The sequence below is a fragment of the Pseudomonas sp. MF06569 genome (assembly GCF_059862735.1).
In genome coordinates this window covers 62,702-79,751 of the sequence record NZ_JCBCUZ010000018.1, presented here as the reverse complement: position 1 = coordinate 79,751, position 17,050 = coordinate 62,702, and the positions used below count along the sequence as shown (strand labels likewise).

Genomic DNA, 17,050 nt, shown 5'->3' with positions numbered 1-17,050 from the left:
GGATTTAATAACCTCTAGCTGACACTTTCGCTGTCATTGATGTTTGTTATTATGCCGCCACATCCTGCTTCTGGCTGCCACTGTGAAACAATTCATCGACTTCATCCCGCTGCTACTGTTTTTCATCGTTTACAAAACCGACCCACGCGTCATCGAAATCGGCGGGCACAGCCTGTCGGTCGGGGGTATCTACAGCGCTACGGCGATGCTGATTGCCAGTTCGCTGGTGGTGTACGGCATTCTGTTTTTTAAACAGCGCAAACTCGAAAAAAGCCAATGGCTGACCCTGATAGCCTGCCTGGTGTTCGGCAGCCTGACCCTCGCCTTCCACAGCGAAACCTTCCTCAAGTGGAAAGCGCCGGTGGTGAACTGGCTGTTTGCACTGGTGTTTGCCGGTAGCCATTTTATCGGCGACAAACTGCTGATCAAACGCATGATGGGTCATGTACTGACCCTGCCCGACGCGGTATGGACACGCCTGAACCTGGCCTGGATCGCATTCTTCCTGTTTTGCGGCGCGGCCAACCTCTACGTTGCGTTCACCTATCAAAGCTTCTGGGTCGACTTTAAAGTGTTCGGCAGCCTGGGCATGACCGTGCTGTTCCTGATCGGCCAAGGCATTTACCTGTCGCGCCATCTGCATGACACCGATCCAACCACCCCCAAGACCAAGGACTGACATGCTCTACGCCATCATTGCAACAGACGTCGCCAACTCGCTTGAAGCTCGCCTGGCTGCCCGCCCTGCGCACCTTGAGCGCTTGCAACAGCTTAACGCGCAAGGTCGCATGGTGCTGGCCGGCCCTCATCCGGCCATCGACAGCAATGATCCGGGCGCTGCCGGCTTCAGCGGCAGCCTGATCGTGGCCGAGTTCGAATCCCTGACCATCGCCCAGGCCTGGGCCGAGGCTGATCCCTTCGTTGCTGCTGGCGTGTATGCCAGCGTTATCGTCAAGCCGTTCAAGCAAGTCCTGCCGTAACCCGCCTCCCTGGGGTATCTTTGCCGGTAGCCGACGTAGACAACGTCGGCACTGGTTAAATCGAGTAAGTCATGAGCGACCTGTTACTGATAGATGATGACGAGGAGCTGTGTGAGCTTCTCGTCAGTTGGCTGAGCCAGGAAGGCTTCCAGGTTCGCGCTTGCCATGACGGTTCAAGCGCCCGCAAGGCGTTGAACGAGTCCAGCCCCGATGCCGTGGTACTGGATGTCATGCTTCCAGATGGCAGTGGCCTTGAGCTGCTCAAGCAACTGCGCAACGATCATCCGGACTTGCCGGTGCTGATGCTGTCAGCCCGTGGCGAACCCCTGGACCGCATTCTGGGGCTCGAGCTGGGCGCCGATGACTACCTGGCCAAACCCTGCGACCCCCGGGAACTGACTGCCCGCCTGCGCGCCGTATTGCGCCGCAGCCACCCGGCAGCGGTATCCAGCCAGATGGAGCTGGGGGATTTGTGCTTCAGCCCCATGCGCGGCGTGGTCACGATCGACCAGCGCGACATCACGCTGACCGTGTCTGAAAGCCGGATTCTTGAAGCCTTGCTGCGTCAACCGGGCGAGCCGCTGGACAAGCAGGAACTGGCGCAGATTGCCCTGGGCCGCAAGCTGACCCTGTACGACCGCAGCCTGGACATGCACATCAGCAACCTTCGCAAGAAGATTGGCCCCCACCCCGACGGCAGCCCCCGTATTGTGGCGCTGCGCAGCCGTGGTTACTTTTACAGCGCATAACCCCTTTTTGCCGGGAGCGTGTGTAAATACCCCGCAAAACCGTCTTTACCAAAGCTTTACGCAGGGCTGACAGCGCTTGACCTTGATCTCCCTAAACTGGGCGCATCCGGATTCACCGGAACGTAATCGAAGGAGACACACCATGCGTAAGACTCTAATTGCTTTGATGTTTGCTGCAGCACTGCCAACCGTCGCAATGGCCATGCCTGGTGGCGACGGCTCAATGGGCCCACGTCACGGTGGCGAGCACCACGGTCGCGGCGAAGCCCCTTACAGCCAACTGGACCTGAGCCGCGAACAGCGCCAGCAGATTGGCAAGTTGATGGGCGAGCAAATGCATGACCGCAAGCAGTTGGTCGAGAAGTACCTGGAAAAACTTCCAGCCGCTGATCAAAAAGCACTGAAAGACGAGATCAAGGCCAAGCACGACAAGACCCAGAGCGATATCCGTGCCTTGCTCAAGCCTGATCAGCAAAAACGCTTCGACGAGATGCAACAGAAACGCGCCGAGCGTCAGGCTGAGTGGAAGCAGTTCAAGGAATGGAAAGCACAACAAGCTCCTAAAGCGCAATAATCCACGCGCACATGAAGCCCAACGGCCTTTGGCCGTTGGGCTTTACTCGTTTTAATCCATTACCCGCGAGGAATTACCGTGCGATCACTGTTTTGGCGCATTCTTGCCAGCTTTTGGCTGGCGATTGCCTTGGTCGCAGGGCTTTCGATCCTGATGGGGCACATGCTCAATCAGGACGCGTGGATTCTTTCCCGCCATCCAGGGATCGCCAACCTGGCGCAACAATGGACTGAGCGCTACGAAACCCAAGGCGCCGACGCCGCCCAAGACTTCCTCGAAAAGCGCAAACGTCGCTATCACATCGACGTGCAGGTACTTAACGAAAGTGGCGACCCCGTGGTTCGCGGCACGTTCCCTCGCCGGGCAGCGGCCTGGGAAGCTCGCCAGCATCCGGGCGAAGAGCAGTTGCCCTGGCGCCGCCTGACGGTCGAATACACCAGCCCAAAAACCGCCGAAACCTACCTGCTGATTTATCGCATTCCACACCCGGAACTGGATGCCTGGCATCGCCAGAGCCTGATCTGGCCGCTGAGTGCCCTGGGGATTGCCCTGGTGGTACTGACCCTGTTCAGCCTGATGGTCACCCTCTCCATCACCCGGCCGCTGAGCCGCCTGCGGGTTGCAGTGCATGATCTGGGGCAAACCACCTATCAACAGAACAGCCTGGCGCGACTGGCCTCGCGCCGCGATGAATTTGGCGTACTGGCCACCGATTTCAACCGCATGGGCGCCCGCCTGCAGAGTTTGATCGGCAGTCAGCGCCAGTTGCTGCGCGACGTGTCCCACGAGCTGCGCTCGCCACTGGCCCGCCTTAAAATCGCCCTGGCACTGGCTGAGCGCGCCGGACCTGAGGAGCGGGAAAAACTGTGGCCACGGCTGACCCGCGAATGCGATCGGCTCGAATCGTTGATCAGTGAAATTCTCACCCTGGCCCGGGTTGATGCCGACCAGGCCAGCGCAGAGCACGTGGAGCTCAATGCCCTGCTCGGCGCGGTGCAAAAGGATGCGTCGATGGCGGCCCCCGAGCAAGCGGTGCAATTGCTTGCCGAGCCGGATTTGAGCCTCAATGGCTGGCCAACCATGATCGAGCGGGCGGTGGATAACCTGCTGCGCAATGCGCAACGTTTCAACCCGCCCGGTCAGCCGATCGAGTTGAGTGCGGCGCGCGAGGGCGAGCACATCACTATCAAGGTACGCGACCACGGGCCCGGGGTCGCCGAGGAGCACTTGGCACAACTGGGCGAACCGTTCTTCCGCGCGCCTGGCCAGACGGCCGCCGGGCACGGGCTGGGACTGGCCATTGCACGCCGTGCTGCGGAACGTCATGGCGGGCGCCTGGTGCTGGGCAATCATCCGGATGGCGGGTTTATTGCCACGCTGGAGTTGCCGCTGGAGCCCAACGGCAATCTGTAAATCTGATGCGGCGTTTGCGCTGCTGTTGTGGGAGCGGGCTTGCTCGCGATTCCGGCGCCGCGGTGGCACCGCTACACCGCGCCGCCCGAATCGCGAGCAAGCCCGCTCCCACAGGTTTATAGATCCGGGATTACTTGACCGACCACGCCTTCACGAACTCGGCGCTATCCACTTTCGGCGCGGTACGCAGTTCGTTCTGCGCGGTCCCCAGATACAAGAACGCTACCACTTCCTCGCCCTCGCCCAGCCCCAGTCCCTTGGCCACATGTGGCGCATAGGACAATTCACCGGTACGCCATACCGCACCAATGCCCTGGGCATAAGCTGCCAGTTCAATGGCATGGGCTGCACAGCCTGCCGTAATCAGTTGCTCGGATTTCGGTACTTTGAAGTGATCCTGCAAACGGGCAATCACCACAACGACCAACGGTGCGCGCAAAGGCATGGCGCGGGCCTTGTCCAATGCCGCTTGTGTCACCTCGCCGCCCTGGGCCTGCACGGCCTCGGCAAGTATTTCACCCAGCTGGTTGCGCGCTTCGCCTTCAACCGTCAAAAAACGGTAAGGACGCAACTGCCCGTGGTCCGGCGCACGCAAGGCGGCCGCAAACAGTACTTCACGTTGCTCGGCCGTCGGCGCCGGATCAAGCAAGCGCGGGGCAGAAACACGGTTGAGCAAAGCGTCGAGAGCCTCCATTGGCCACCTCCTGAAGAAAATGTGCGGCTATTCTAACGGTATCTCCCGAGGGCCTGGCAGTTTACATAGCCCAGACCACAGGTAGAATGGCGCCCCTCTTTCATCCCCGAGCTGACTTCATGGCGTTGCCGACCTTACGCATCATCGGTTTTATTATCGGCATCTTCCTGATTACGCTCGCGATCAGCATGGCTGTGCCCATGTTGACCCTGGTGATTTACGACCACCTGGGCGACTTGCCATCTTTCCTGTGGGCCAGCCTGATTACCTTTATTGCAGGTTTGGCGCTGGTGATACCCGGGCGCCCCGAGCAGGTTCACCTGCGTCCACGGGACATGTACCTGCTGACGGTGTCCAGCTGGGTCATCGTGTGCATCTTCGCCGCACTGCCATTTTTGCTGACGCAGCACATCAGCTACACCGACTCATTTTTCGAAAGCATGTCCGGCATTACCGCCACCGGCTCCACGGTCCTGAGCGGGCTGGACACCATGTCCCCCGGCATTCTGATGTGGCGCTCAATGCTGCACTGGCTGGGTGGCATTGGCTTTATCGGCATGGCGGTAGCGATTTTGCCCCTGCTGCGAATCGGTGGCATGCGCCTGTTCCAGACCGAATCGTCTGACCGATCCGAAAAGGTCATGCCCCGCTCGCACATGGTGGCGCGACTGATTGTGGCCGCTTATGTCGGCATCACCATCATCGGCAGCCTGGCGTTCTGGTGGGCAGGCATGAGTGTGTTTGACGCGATCAACCACGCCATGTCGGCCATTTCCACCGGCGGGTTCTCGACCTCCGACCAGTCGCTGGCCAAGTGGTCACAACCGGCAGTGCACTGGGTGGCCATCGCCGTGATGATCATGGGCAGCTTGCCGTTTACCCTGTATGTCGCCACCTTGCGCGGCCATCGCAAGGCGCTGATCAAGGACCAGCAGGTTCAAGGCTTGCTGGGCCTGCTGCTGGTGACCTGGATCGTACTCAGCGCCTGGCTGTGGTGGACCACCAACATGCCTTACTGGGACGCCTTCCGCCATGTGGCGCTCAACGTGACGTCGGTTGTTACAACCACAGGTTTCGCTCTGGGCGACTACAGCCTGTGGGGCAATTTCTCGCTTATGCTGTTCTTCTATCTGGGCTTTATTGGCGGATGTTCGGGCTCGACTGCTGGCGGAATCAAGATTTTCCGTTTTCAAGTCGCCTACATCCTGCTCAAGGCCAACCTTAATCAGCTGATCCACCCTCGTGCAGTGATCAAGCAAAAGTACAACGGCCACCGCCTCGACGAAGAAATCGTACGCTCGATTTTGACCTTTTCGTTCTTCTTTGCCATCACCATTTGCGTGATCGCCCTGGCCCTTTCGCTGCTGGGGCTGGACTGGATGACCGCCCTCACCGGCGCCGCCAGTACAGTGTCCGGCGTTGGACCGGGACTGGGCGAAACCATTGGCCCCTCCGGCAACTTCGCCAGCCTGCCGGATGCAGCCAAGTGGATTCTGTCCCTGGGCATGTTGCTAGGTCGCCTGGAGATCATTACCGTGTTCGTACTGTGCATTCCGGCATTCTGGCGGCACTGATCCACACATGAGGTCGCCATGGACCAAATCCTGTCACTGCGTCATTACCGCCAAGAGGTGATTGCTCACAGCCATGAGCACGCGCAGGTGGTGATCAGTCTGTCCGGCAAACTCGATTTCGAAGTGGACGGACGCGCCAGCCTGTTACGTCAGCAGCATCTGATCATTATTCCCGCAGGCGCTCACCACACCTGCGGCAGCCCGCAAGGCAGCCACTGCCTGGTGCTCGACGTTCCGGGGCAAAACTGGCTCGGGCAAACCCTGGGCGAGCACGCCGATGCCAGCCGTCGCTTGCTCGACACGACCGGTCACCTGGTCCTGGACCCCAGGCAACACCAATTGGTGAGCTGGCTGGCCAGCAGTCCTGTGAGTGATCCGCTGATTGCCCGCCAAGGTGCAATTCTGCTGCTGGCCAGCTTGAACCCGCTCGCGCCTGAGCAGGCACAAGCCCGCCGCCTGCCTTATGCCGCGATGGATGCCTACATCGCACAAAACGCCGCCTACCCGCTTCAGGTTGCAGATCTGGCGCAGATTGCCGGTCTTTCCTGCGCCCGTTTGCACAGTCGCTTTGTCAGCGAGAGCGGGCAAACGCCCATGGACTACATTCGCCAACGCCGCCTGTACAGCGGCTTGACGCTGTTACGCCACAGCACCCTGCCCATTGGCGAAGTCGCCAGCCGCGTCGGTTACAGTTCACAAAGCGCTTTTGCAGCCGCCATGCTCCGGGAATTCGGAGCCTCGCCTTCGGTGCTGCGCCGCGAGTCTGGCGACAACTGACGCCAGTCTCACGACAGACAGCCCGCCGCCCCGCCCCTTAAACTGAACGCCTTGCCCGTATTGATTTAAGGATTGCAATGACTCCGCGTACCGCTTTGGGTGCCCTGCATATCGGTGCCTTGCTGTTTGGCCTGACGGGCGTATTCGGCAAGCTGGCGGCCGCTTCGGCTGCAATCATCGTCTTTGGCCGCGCCGCCTTTGCGGTTCTGGCCCTTGTCTGCTTCGCCGGTCTGGCCAAACGCAGCTGGTACACGCTGACCCTGCGCGATGCCCGCAACCTGCTGTTGAGCGGCTTACTGCTGGCCGGGCACTGGGTGAGTTTTTTTATCTCGGTCAAGATCGCCGGGGTGGCGATTGCCACCCTGGGCTTTGCCAGTTTTCCGGCATTCACGGTGATTCTCGAAGGGCTGATTTTTCGCGAACGCATTCGGCTCAACGAAATCATTCTGGTGGTACTGGTCAGCGTCGGACTGATCCTCGTCACCCCGAGCTTCGACCTGGCCAGCCAGGCGACCGAAGGGCTGCTGTGGTCGATCGCCTCGGGCCTGCTGTTCTCCCTGCTGTCACTGAACAACAGGGCCAACTCGGGCCGGGTGCCCGCCGTGCAGGCGGCGATGTGGCAAAACGCGGTGGTCGCCTTGTGCCTGCTGCCATTTGCCGCCCCGCAGCTAAGCGATGTCCGCCCGCTGGACTGGCTGTGGATCTGCCTGCTGGGCGTGCTGTGCACGGGCGTGGCTCACAGCCTGTTCGTCGCCAGCCTCGCCGTGATCAAGGCGCGCACTGCCGCCGTGGTCTTTGCCCTGGAGCCGGTCTATGGCATCACCCTGGCCTGGCTGTTGTTCCACGAAACACCTTCGCTGCGCATGCTACTGGGCGGGCTGCTGATTATTGTCGCGATCGTGGTGTCGAGCCGCATGGCCGGCGGCCCTGCTCCAGGCAAGCCCGCGCTGGATGCCGCTGCTCACTGAGCCCGGTCGTTGTGCCCAAGGTCGCGCTGCGGGTCGATCTGGTCGCGAACCCGCTGCTTGAGCACCTTAGCCTCGGGAAAACCGCCATCGGCCTTGCGCTCCCAGATTTGCACGCCGTCACAGGTGATGCGAAACACCCCGCCAGTGCCAGGCTCCAGCGCGACCCGTCCAAGGTCTTCGGCAAACGTACTGAGCAACTCTTGGGCCAGCCAGGCAGCACGCAGCAGCCACTGGCATTGGGTGCAGTAGGTGATGACAATTTCGGGTTTGTTCGACGGCATGATTTCAAAGGCTCTTGTAGGAAAGGCGCCGCTATAATAGCCGCCTTTGTCGCTTGCCCAGAGATTCATGATGCGCCGCCTGCTGAGCTGTTTACTCCTGTGTTTATGTCCCCTGGTGCTGTTTGCCGCCGAAGCGGGCAAGCCCAAAATCGGCCTGGTGCTGTCCGGAGGGGCGGCCCGCGGTCTGGCCCACGTCGGCGTACTCAAGGCCCTTGAAGAGCAAGGCATCCAGATCGATGCCATCGCGGGGACCAGCATGGGAGCTGTGATCGGCGGCCTGTATGCCTCGGGCTACAAGATCGATGAGCTGGAAAAGCTCGCGCTGGGTATCGACTGGCAAGAAGCCCTGTCAGATGCCCCGGCCCGCGAAGACGTACCGTTCCGGCGCAAGCAGGACGACCGTGACTTTCTGGTCAAACAGCAACTCAGTTTCCGTGATGATGGCAGTCTGGGTCTGCCATTGGGCGTGATTCAGGGCCAGAACCTGGCGTTACTGCTCGAAAGCCTGCTGGCCCACAGCAGCGACATCCGTGATTTCGACAAGCTGCCGATCCCGTTCCGCGCCGTCGCCACTGATATCGTCAATGGTGAAAAGGTGGTGTTTCGCAAAGGCCATCTACCCCAGGTGATCCGCGCCAGCATGTCGATACCGGCGGTGTTCGCCCCGGTAGAGATCAACGGTCAACTGCTGGTTGACGGTGGCATGGTCGACAATATTCCCGTGGATGTGGCCCGCGAGATGGGCGTGGACATGGTCATCGTGGTGGATATCGGCACCCCGCTTCGCGGGCGCAAACAACTCAATACCGTGTTCGACATCCTCAATCAGTCCATCACCCTGATGACCCGCAGCAACTCCGAGATACAGCTTGCGTCACTCAAGCCCGATGACATCCTGATCCAGCCCGCACTGGCCAGTTATGGCGCCACTGATTTTGGTCGCTCGCAAGACATCATCAACGCCGGCTACCGCGCCACGCAGATTCTCGAAAAACGCCTGGCCAGCTTGCGCCATGACTCCAGCACGCAGTTGGCCGAGGCCCGTTCAGCCGAAGAGCGCACCCCGGTCATTACCGCGATCAAGATCGAAAACGACTCTAAAATCGGCGACTCGGTGATCCGCTATTACATTCGCCAGCCCATTGGCGAACCGCTGGACCTGGGCCGCCTGCAACGGGACATGGGCACGCTGTACGGGCTGGACTACTTCGATCAGGTGCAATACCGCGTGGTGCACAAGGGCAAGGATCGCACCTTGGTGATCAGCGCCCGCGGCAAACGCAGCGGTACCGACTATCTGCGCCTGGGACTGAACCTGTCTGACGATATGCGCGGCGACAGCGCATTCAATATCGGCGCCAGTTACCGCATCAACGGCATCAATACCCTGGGCGCAGAGTGGCTGACGCGGGTGCAGATTGGCGACAAGCAAGAGCTGTACAGCGAGTTTTACCAGCCGCTGGATGCGGGATCGCGCTACTTCGTTGCGCCCTACATCAACGCCCAGTCACAAAACGTGGAAGCCATCCTCGACAACGACCCCATTGCCGAATACCGACTTGAGCGTTACGGCTTTGGCCTCAATTTTGGTCGTCAAATCGGCAACAGCGGCGAGATCCGTCTGGGAGTGGGCGAGGCATGGGGCAAGGCCGACGTGCGAATTGGGGAACGTGACTTGCCAAGTACCAGCTTCAACGAAGGCTTCTACGACCTGAAGTACTCCTTCGACTCTCTGGATAACGTGTACTTCCCCCACTCGGGTGAAGACATCAGCCTGAGCGTGCGCCAATTCGAACCGGGGCTTGGCTCGGATGAGCGTTATCGTCAGTGGGAGTTCAATCTGGACAAGGCCCTGAGTTCAGGGCCCGACACCTGGATTCTGGGCGGGCGCTACGGGCGCACGCTGGACAAGGCCAATGTGGTGACCTCCAGCTTCCTGCTGGGCGGAGCACGGCAATTGTCCGGGTTCAGGGAGGACGGGATCTCGGGGCAGAACATCAGCCTGATGCGGGCCGTGTACTATCGTCGCCTCACACCGCGCTCGTATTTGCCGTTTGATTTCCCGCTGTATGCCGGTGCCTCGCTGGAGCGTGGGCGCGCCTGGAACAACGACAACGAGTTCGACAGCGGCTATATCAATGCGGCGAGTATTTTTATCGGCTTCGACACACCGCTGGGCCCGCTGAACTTCAGCTATGGCTTTAACGATGATGACCAAAAGGCGTTGTATCTAAACCTGGGGCAGACGTTCTGAAAGCCCGCCCACAGTGAGCTGTAAACAGCACAGAACTTGCGGGAACCGGGCTTGCCCGCGATTGCATCGCGAGCAAGCCCGCTCCCACCGGTCTACATCAGTTCTTCTCGAGGTTATCCAGAATGCGCTTGTGGACGCGCAGGCAAATGCGCTGCTCTTCTTCATCGATGCCCACAAACAGCTCCTGGCGCAACGCCGTGGCGATGGCTTCGATCTGCTCGATCAACGGACGGGCGGAATCACTCAGGACGATTTTCTTGGCGCGACGGTCTTCAACCACCGAGTGACGCTGAACCAGGCCCTGGGCTTCAAGGCTGTCGAGCAAACGAGCAAGGGTCGGACCTTCAACGCCAACGCTTTGGGCCAGTTCGCGCTGAGTCGGCGCTTCGTCAAAGCGGGCCAGATGCAAGAGCACCAGCCAACGCGCCTGGGACAACCCCAGACCGGCAAGACGACGATCCAGCTCGGCACGCCAGCCACGAGACATTTGGGCCAGTTGCATACCAAAACGGTGCTGATCGGTTAACGGCATAAAAAACTCGATGATTAGACTGAAAATAGAGTGAAGCTAATTATTAGTCAGCTAAGCATGCCGCTTGCTCATAGGCAAGAGGTGCAAGTCAATCATTCGTTACAAAATCAGCAACATGGTCACATTTCAAACTCAGATTGCAGCGCCGCACGTACGCAATACAGCACACCTTCCGGTACACGGCCCTTGAACTGCTCGGCGATGCTGGCCACGCTCGGCAATTCACCTTCACCATCCAGGAAGGCATCCTGCACTTCTTCCATCAGGTCTTCAGGCAAGTCCAGCGCCTGTTCCAGCGAAAGCTCCTGACGACCAATGGCCTCGGCCAGCATTGTGTAAACATTCTTTTCAGAACACTGCAATTGCCCGCTGATCTGCAACGGAGTCATGCCGGCCCGGGCCAGGCTGATCAGCTCGTGACGGATATCGGCCACCACTTTTGGCGTTTCGGCCTGCCCGCCCAGCACTTCGAGGAACGCCTCGCCGTAACGCTCCAGCTTGCGCGCGCCCACACCGCTGACCGTTGCCATCTCGGACAAGGAAGTCGGCTGGCTGCGCAACATTTCGAGCAGGGTTGAGTCGGGGAAGATGACGTAAGGCGGCACGCCGTGTTCTTCCGCCAACTTGCGCCGCAACGCACGCAGGGCTTCCCACTGCTCGCGCTCTTCGCCGCGCACCAATTGACTGGCAGGGCTGGCAGAACTGCTCTTGACCGAAGTTTGCGGCTTGAGCTCGCGACGCAGTTCCAGGGTCACTTCGCCACGCAGCAACGGGCGACAGGTGTCGCTCAACCGCAAGCCGCCATAGCCTTCGATATCAATGTCGGCCAGGCCACGGGCTACCAGCTGGCGGAACAGCGTGCGCCATTCGCCTTCGCTGCGGTCTTTGCCAACACCGAATACGGACAGGTGTTGATGACCCATGCTGCGGGTTTTTTCGTTTTCTCGACCCAGCAACACGTCAATCAAATGCCCGGTGCCATAACGCTGGCCCGTACGATAAATCGTCGAAAGCGCCTGACGTGCAGGCTCGGTGGCATCCCAGGTTTGAACGCCATCCATGCAGTTATCGCAATGCCCGCAAGGCTGCGGCATGTCTTCATCAAAATACGCGAGCAGGGTCTGACGACGGCAGCGGGTTTCTTCGCACAACGACAGCATGGCATCGAGCTTGTGGTGCTCCAGACGCTTGTGTCGCTCATCGCCCTCGGAGTTTTGCAGCATTTGCTTGAGCATCACCACGTCTTGCAGACCGTAGGCCATCCAGGCGTCAGCCGGCAGGCCATCACGCCCTGCCCGACCGGTTTCCTGGTAATAAGCTTCAAGGGACTTGGGCAAATCGAGGTGCGCGACAAAACGTACGTTGGATTTATCGATCCCCATGCCAAACGCGATGGTCGCCACCATGATCAGCCCCTCCTCGTTGAGGAAGCGCTTCTGGTTGGCGGCCCGGGTATCACTCGGCAAACCGGCGTGATACGGCAAGGCCGGGAAGCCCTGCTCGCACAGAAACTTCGCCACTTCATCGACCTTTTTGCGCGACAGGCAATACACGATGCCCGCGTCGCTGCGTCGCTCCGAGAGGAACGCCAGCAACTGCTTGCGCGGCTGCTCTTTAGGCACGATGCGATAAAAAATGTTGGGCCGGTCAAAGCTCGACAGAAAGCGTTCGGCGTTCTGCAAATGCAGGCGGGTAACGATTTCTTCGCGGGTGCGTTTGTCTGCCGTGGCGGTCAGGGCGATACGCGGCACATTGGGGAACACTTCGGCCAACTGGCCCAGTTGCAGGTATTCCGGACGGAAATCGTGGCCCCACTGCGATACGCAGTGGGCTTCGTCGATGGCAAACAGGGCAATGTCCAGGCTCTGCAAAAACGCCATCATGCGCGGCTGTACCAGACGCTCGGGCGCCAGGTAGAGCATTTTGACCTCACCGCGCTTGATGCGGTTGGCCAGATCACGCTGCTGTTCGGCGCTGAGGGTCGAGTTCAGGGCCGCAGCCGCCACCCCGAGTTCTTCAAGGGTTGCCACCTGATCGTCCATCAGGGCGATCAACGGCGAAACCACCACGGCCAGGCCATCACGCAACAATGCCGGTACCTGGAAGCACAGGGATTTGCCGCCGCCGGTAGGCATCAGCACCAAGGCGTCACCGCCACTGGCCACGCGCTCAATGATGTCACCCTGACGACCACGGAAACTGTCGTAGCCGAAGATGTCTTTGAGTACGCGTTGAGCCTGTTCGAGCATAGAAACTCCAGAAATCGCCGAAACACCCCTGCGCCAGCGCGATCCGGCACGGCCGCAAACCTTGAAAAGGTTCGGGCACTGGCCACCGGCGCGCTACATTTGACGCAGGGCATCACAAAACGCGGCAGTATACCCGAGCACTCCCCCGCTGCGGGTTGTGTAATTGCAACACCGATAACCGGGAACTGATGGCAAATGTGCCCTGCGACTGGCTTGGAAGCTCAAGAAAGCCTAGAATTCACTATCGTTTATTTACTAGGTAGCACTTAATGTCCTTCGCTGAGCAACTAACCCGCCTGCAAGCCTTCCTCGACGCCGACGAGCTGCATGACGAGGCGCTGGACTACGTGGCCACCCACGGCTATCTGACTGCCCTGTCCATTTGCTCCGAAGAAGTGCCTGAGCGTGAGTGGATCGACGCAATCTTCTCCGAAGCCCCACATTACAAAGACGACGCCCAGCGCGCCGAAATCGAAGGCACGCTGATCCAGCTCAAGGCTCACATCGCCCGCCAACTGGCGTCCGATGAAGAGTTCGAACTGCCATGCGACCTGGACCTGGGCGACGAGCCGGATGATTCCGACCTGCGCGGCTGGTGTGTAGGCTTCATGGAAGGCGTATTCATGCGCGAAGCCGCCTGGTTCGAAACCGCTGAAGAAGAAGTCAGCGAAATGCTGCTGCCAATCATGGTGGGTTCGGGCCTGTTCGATGATCAGCCTGAGTTCGAAGACATCGCCAAGGATGCCAACCTGATGGACGACATGATCGTCCAGATCCCGGAAGCGCTGACTGCCCTGTACCTGCTGTGCCAGGCGCCGGACGAAAAGCCTGCGATCCTCAAGCCACGTCACCACTGATTCAGTGACACCTCCCGATTTCGGCAACCGTTCGCGGTTGCTGCGCCACGTTCTGTTTGCCATCGGCTGGCTGAGCGTGGCGTTGGGAGTGATCGGCATCTTCCTCCCTGTCCTGCCCACAACGCCCTTTCTGCTACTGGCTGCCGCGTGCTTTGCCCGCAGCTCGCCGCGCTTTTATCACTGGCTGGTCGAACACCCTCGACTCGGGCCGTGGATCCGCGACTACCTGGATGGCAACGGCATCCCGCTCAAAGGCAAGGTCTACGCCATTGGCCTGATGTGGTTGAGTATCGGCGTGTCGTGTTATCTGGTGCCTTTACCCTGGGCACGTGGGTTCATGCTGACCAGCGCGGTGCTGGTGAGCATTTACATCCTGCGTCAAAAAACCCTCGAAAAACCCTGAAACCTTTGTAGCAGCGGGCTTGCTCGCGATCGCATCAACCCGGTTTCCCTGACATACCCCCCGCCTGCATCGCAAGCAAGCCCGCTCCCACACGTTACGACTTGTCCCCGTGATTTTTCAGATAGGTTTCAGCGCCCATTGCTTCGATCTGCCCTTCGATCAACGCCTCGAACGGGCGCAGCAACGACGCAAACGACGTGGGCGGCTCCAGGATTTCCAGCGCCTGCACGATGGCTTCCAGGGTCGACAAGGCGCCCGGCCCCGGCGCTTTGCGCAGTCGGTAGCGCGACACCGCACCTTCGGGCAGCGTGACCCGTGGCAACTGTGCCAGCAAAGGGTTGAGGTGCAACAACTTGCGGGCCTTGCGCCACGTTCCGTCCGGCACTACCAGCAGTAATGGCAGGCTTTCGCCTGGCGCAGTGCTCGCCTGGAGCAACTGTGCATCATCCCCCGGGAACAACAACCGCGCCTGATACCCCGGCGGATTGAGCAACCTGTCCAGATCCTCAAACACTTCGCCCACCAGCAACTCGGCATTGATCAAACCCAGCGCTGCCAGCCGTGCAGTGTTCAACGCATGATTGACCTCGCTCGGATGCTGTAACAGCAACACACGGGTGCGACTGTCCAGGCATGGAATCAAGTTGCACAAACAGTGCGATTGCGGGCGCAAGCAGCGAGGGCATTGGGCGCGTGACATGGGAATAAAGCTCTCGTTCAAGGTTGATTAAGCTGTGCTTTGAGCAAGTCGCGGAAGGTTTGAATCAGCGGCTCTCGGCTGCGACCACGGCGCACGATCATCGAAAACGGCGCCTGATAGCCAAAGGTCGCGGGGAGCAGCACCCGCAAGTCGCCCTTCTCTACCCAGGGCTCTGCGTAGTGCTCGGGCAAATAACCAATGTAAGCCCCCGAAAGCACCAGGATCAGCTGTGCTTCCATGCTGTCGACCGTCGCCGCGCTGTGCTTGAAGCCGTGACGCGCCAGTTCGGCCTGGCTCCAATAGCCGCGCCCCACCATCCTCTGCTGAGTAATCACCGGCTCGGGAATGCGCCGCTCGCTGAACAGGGGGTGCCGTGTGCTGCAGTACAGCCAGTGCTGCTCACGATAAAGGGGCTGGTAGACCAGCCCGCTCATGCGCGTAGAAAACGCACCGATGGCCAGATCAAGGCGGTTATCTTGCACGCCAAGCTGCAATTCGTAGGGGCTCATCACCGACAAATGCAGATGCACCGCCGGGTGCTCCTGGCTATAGGCGCCAATGGCCTCGGCAAAGGGCAAGGCCTTGTCGCTGACCGTGGAGTCGATAACCCCCAGGTTCAGAGTGCCGCGCAACTCACCCTTGAGTGCTGCGGCGTACTGTTCAAAACCTTCCAGTTCACCCAACAGGCGCAGAGTTTCCTGGTGAAACAGCTCGCCCTTGCTGGTAAGGCTGAACCCGCCGCGCCCGCGATGGCACAGCACAAGGCCCAGACTGGCTTCGAGTTGGCTCATATAGGTGCTGATGGCCGAGGTCGAGAGGTTTAGCGCCTGTTGCGCATTGGCAAACCCCTGGTGCCTGACCACGCTGGCAAATATTCGTAATAGTTTCAGATCGGGTAACGCGCTGGCCATCAATCACTCACTTGCCACGGCGGGAGCGGGCTTGCTCGCCATACAGGCGACATTGAGAGCCAGAGTCTACCGCCATTAGTTTAGAAAAACCTGAACTAAGTATTTGCCCACAGCGATTCTTCCCGCCTCCCGCCTTTCGCAGAATCGAACGCCATAACCACAACAAACGACGAGGCCTTACCCGTGGACAAAATTCTTCATCAACCACTGGGCGGCAATGAAATGCCGCGCTTCGCCGGCATCGCCACCATGCTGCGCCTGCCCCACCTGCCATCGGCCAAGGGCCTGGACGCGGCCTTTGTCGGCGTGCCCCTGGATATCGGCACCTCGCTGCGCCCCGGCACCCGTTTCGGCCCTCGGGAAATCCGCGCTGAATCGGTGATGATCCGCCCTTACAACATGGCCACCGGCGCCGCGCCGTTCGACTCGCTGTCCGTGGCCGATATTGGCGATGTGGCAATCAACACCTTCAATCTGCTTGATGCGGTGCGCATCATCGAAGCGTCTTACGACGAAATCCTTGAGCACGATGTCATCCCCCTGACCCTGGGTGGCGACCACACCATTAGCCTGCCGATTTTGCGGGCGATGCACAAAAAACACGGCAAGGTCGGGCTGGTGCATATCGATGCCCACGCCGATGTGAACGACCATATGTTCGGCGAGAAAATCGCCCACGGCACGACCTTCCGCCGCGCCGTTGAAGAAGGCCTGCTGGACTGTGACCGCGTGGTTCAGATCGGCCTGCGCGCCCAGGGCTATACCGCCGAAGACTTCAACTGGAGCCGCAACCAGGGCTTTCGCGTGGTGCAGGCCGAAGAGTGCTGGCACAAGTCCCTGGAGCCCCTGATGGCACAGGTACGCGAAAAAGTCGGCAACGGCCCGGTCTACCTCAGCTTTGATATCGACGGCATCGACCCGGCCTGGGCTCCCGGCACCGGCACTCCGGAAATCGGCGGCCTGACCACCATTCAGGCGATTGAAATCATCCGCGGCTGCCAAGGCCTCGACCTGGTCGGCTGCGACCTGGTAGAAGTCTCGCCACCCTACGACACCACCGGCAACACCTCGTTACTGGGCGCCAACCTGCTGTACGAAATGCTCTGCGTGCTGCCCGGCGTTGTACATCGATAA

18 protein-coding genes are annotated in these 17,050 nt (G+C 59.9%); 12 read left to right on the top strand and 6 right to left on the bottom strand.

All coding sequences use genetic code 11. The features are described 5' to 3' along the window. The first annotated feature begins 82 nt into the window (after positions 1–82). The 5 genes from AC19YQ_RS16665 (at position 83) to AC19YQ_RS16645 (ending at position 3,716) form a co-directional block, all read left to right on the top strand. Entirely contained in the window at positions 83–679 is a 597-nt protein-coding gene (locus AC19YQ_RS16665) for a septation protein A (protein ID WP_500595514.1), read from the top strand. 1 nt (position 680) lies between these two features. After that, the gene (locus AC19YQ_RS16660) at positions 681–980 is read left to right on the top strand and encodes a YciI family protein (RefSeq protein WP_133079012.1); all 300 of its coding nucleotides are present in this window, start codon (positions 681–683) and stop codon (positions 978–980) included. A 71-nt stretch (positions 981–1,051) separates the two neighbouring features. Then, entirely contained in the window at positions 1,052–1,729 is a 678-nt protein-coding gene (locus AC19YQ_RS16655) for a response regulator transcription factor (protein WP_019828766.1), read from the top strand. A 142-nt stretch (positions 1,730–1,871) separates the two neighbouring features. Further along, positions 1,872–2,303 (top strand): Spy/CpxP family protein refolding chaperone, encoded by a 432-nt coding sequence (locus AC19YQ_RS16650; protein WP_326397621.1) that lies wholly within the window; start codon positions 1,872–1,874, stop codon positions 2,301–2,303. A 78-nt stretch (positions 2,304–2,381) separates the two neighbouring features. After that, a complete protein-coding gene (locus AC19YQ_RS16645) occupies positions 2,382–3,716 on the top strand; it encodes a HAMP domain-containing sensor histidine kinase (protein WP_133079009.1) in 1,335 nt (444 codons plus the stop codon). A gap of 130 nt (positions 3,717–3,846) precedes the next feature. Here AC19YQ_RS16645 and AC19YQ_RS16640 read toward each other — a convergent pair whose 3' ends face one another. Next, entirely contained in the window at positions 3,847–4,410 is a 564-nt protein-coding gene (locus AC19YQ_RS16640) for a nitroreductase family protein (RefSeq protein WP_500595513.1), read from the bottom strand. 119 nt (positions 4,411–4,529) lie between these two features. Between AC19YQ_RS16640 and AC19YQ_RS16635 the strand changes: the two genes are divergently transcribed. The 3 genes from AC19YQ_RS16635 to AC19YQ_RS16625 all read left to right on the top strand — a co-directional run bounded on the left by AC19YQ_RS16635 (position 4,530) and on the right by AC19YQ_RS16625 (position 7,729). Further along, positions 4,530–5,984: a TrkH family potassium uptake protein gene (locus tag AC19YQ_RS16635; protein WP_326397619.1), complete on the top strand. Its 1,455-nt coding sequence runs from the start codon at positions 4,530–4,532 to the stop codon at positions 5,982–5,984. A gap of 18 nt (positions 5,985–6,002) precedes the next feature. Continuing rightward, the gene (locus AC19YQ_RS16630) at positions 6,003–6,761 is read left to right on the top strand and encodes a helix-turn-helix transcriptional regulator (RefSeq protein WP_500595512.1); all 759 of its coding nucleotides are present in this window, start codon (positions 6,003–6,005) and stop codon (positions 6,759–6,761) included. A gap of 77 nt (positions 6,762–6,838) precedes the next feature. Next, positions 6,839–7,729: a DMT family transporter gene (locus tag AC19YQ_RS16625; protein WP_133079005.1), complete on the top strand. Its 891-nt coding sequence runs from the start codon at positions 6,839–6,841 to the stop codon at positions 7,727–7,729. Here AC19YQ_RS16625 and AC19YQ_RS16620 read toward each other — a convergent pair. Next, on the bottom strand, positions 7,723–8,010 hold the full coding sequence (locus AC19YQ_RS16620; protein ID WP_339476964.1) for an Rdx family protein: 288 nt from the start codon (positions 8,008–8,010) through the stop codon (positions 7,723–7,725). The two genes, AC19YQ_RS16625 and AC19YQ_RS16620, sit on opposite strands and share 7 nt — an antisense overlap. A gap of 70 nt (positions 8,011–8,080) precedes the next feature. On the opposite strand from AC19YQ_RS16620, the gene AC19YQ_RS16615 reads away from it, so the two are divergent. After that, complete coding sequence (locus AC19YQ_RS16615; protein ID WP_500595522.1) at positions 8,081–10,264, top strand: patatin-like phospholipase family protein; 2,184 nt, start codon at positions 8,081–8,083, stop codon at positions 10,262–10,264. A gap of 97 nt (positions 10,265–10,361) precedes the next feature. On the opposite strand, the gene AC19YQ_RS16610 is transcribed toward AC19YQ_RS16615, so the two are convergent. Beyond that, entirely contained in the window at positions 10,362–10,796 is a 435-nt protein-coding gene (locus AC19YQ_RS16610; RefSeq protein ID WP_133079003.1) for a MarR family transcriptional regulator, read from the bottom strand. 119 nt (positions 10,797–10,915) lie between these two features. Beyond that, complete coding sequence (recQ, locus tag AC19YQ_RS16605; RefSeq protein ID WP_326397617.1) at positions 10,916–13,045, bottom strand: DNA helicase RecQ; 2,130 nt, start codon at positions 13,043–13,045, stop codon at positions 10,916–10,918. A 269-nt stretch (positions 13,046–13,314) separates the two neighbouring features. Between recQ and AC19YQ_RS16600 the strand changes: the two genes are divergently transcribed. Both AC19YQ_RS16600 and AC19YQ_RS16595 read left to right on the top strand, forming a co-directional pair. After that, positions 13,315–13,902 carry a UPF0149 family protein gene (locus AC19YQ_RS16600; RefSeq protein ID WP_095002653.1) on the top strand — a complete coding sequence of 196 codons (588 nt, stop codon included), beginning with the start codon at positions 13,315–13,317 and terminating at the stop codon, positions 13,900–13,902. A gap of 4 nt (positions 13,903–13,906) precedes the next feature. Next, positions 13,907–14,305, top strand: a complete 399-nt coding sequence (locus AC19YQ_RS16595; protein WP_219262953.1) for a YbaN family protein — start codon at positions 13,907–13,909, stop codon at positions 14,303–14,305. A 94-nt stretch (positions 14,306–14,399) separates the two neighbouring features. Here AC19YQ_RS16595 and AC19YQ_RS16590 read toward each other — a convergent pair whose 3' ends face one another. Both AC19YQ_RS16590 and AC19YQ_RS16585 read right to left on the bottom strand, forming a co-directional pair. Continuing rightward, a complete protein-coding gene (locus tag AC19YQ_RS16590) occupies positions 14,400–15,005 on the bottom strand; it encodes a tRNA-uridine aminocarboxypropyltransferase (RefSeq protein WP_500595511.1) in 606 nt (201 codons plus the stop codon). A 17-nt stretch (positions 15,006–15,022) separates the two neighbouring features. After that, positions 15,023–15,916 (bottom strand): LysR family transcriptional regulator, encoded by an 894-nt coding sequence (locus AC19YQ_RS16585; RefSeq protein ID WP_219262951.1) that lies wholly within the window; start codon positions 15,914–15,916, stop codon positions 15,023–15,025. A 183-nt stretch (positions 15,917–16,099) separates the two neighbouring features. On the opposite strand from AC19YQ_RS16585, the gene speB reads away from it, so the two are divergent. Continuing rightward, positions 16,100–17,050 carry an agmatinase gene (gene speB, locus AC19YQ_RS16580; RefSeq protein ID WP_500595510.1) on the top strand — a complete coding sequence of 317 codons (951 nt, stop codon included), beginning with the start codon at positions 16,100–16,102 and terminating at the stop codon, positions 17,048–17,050.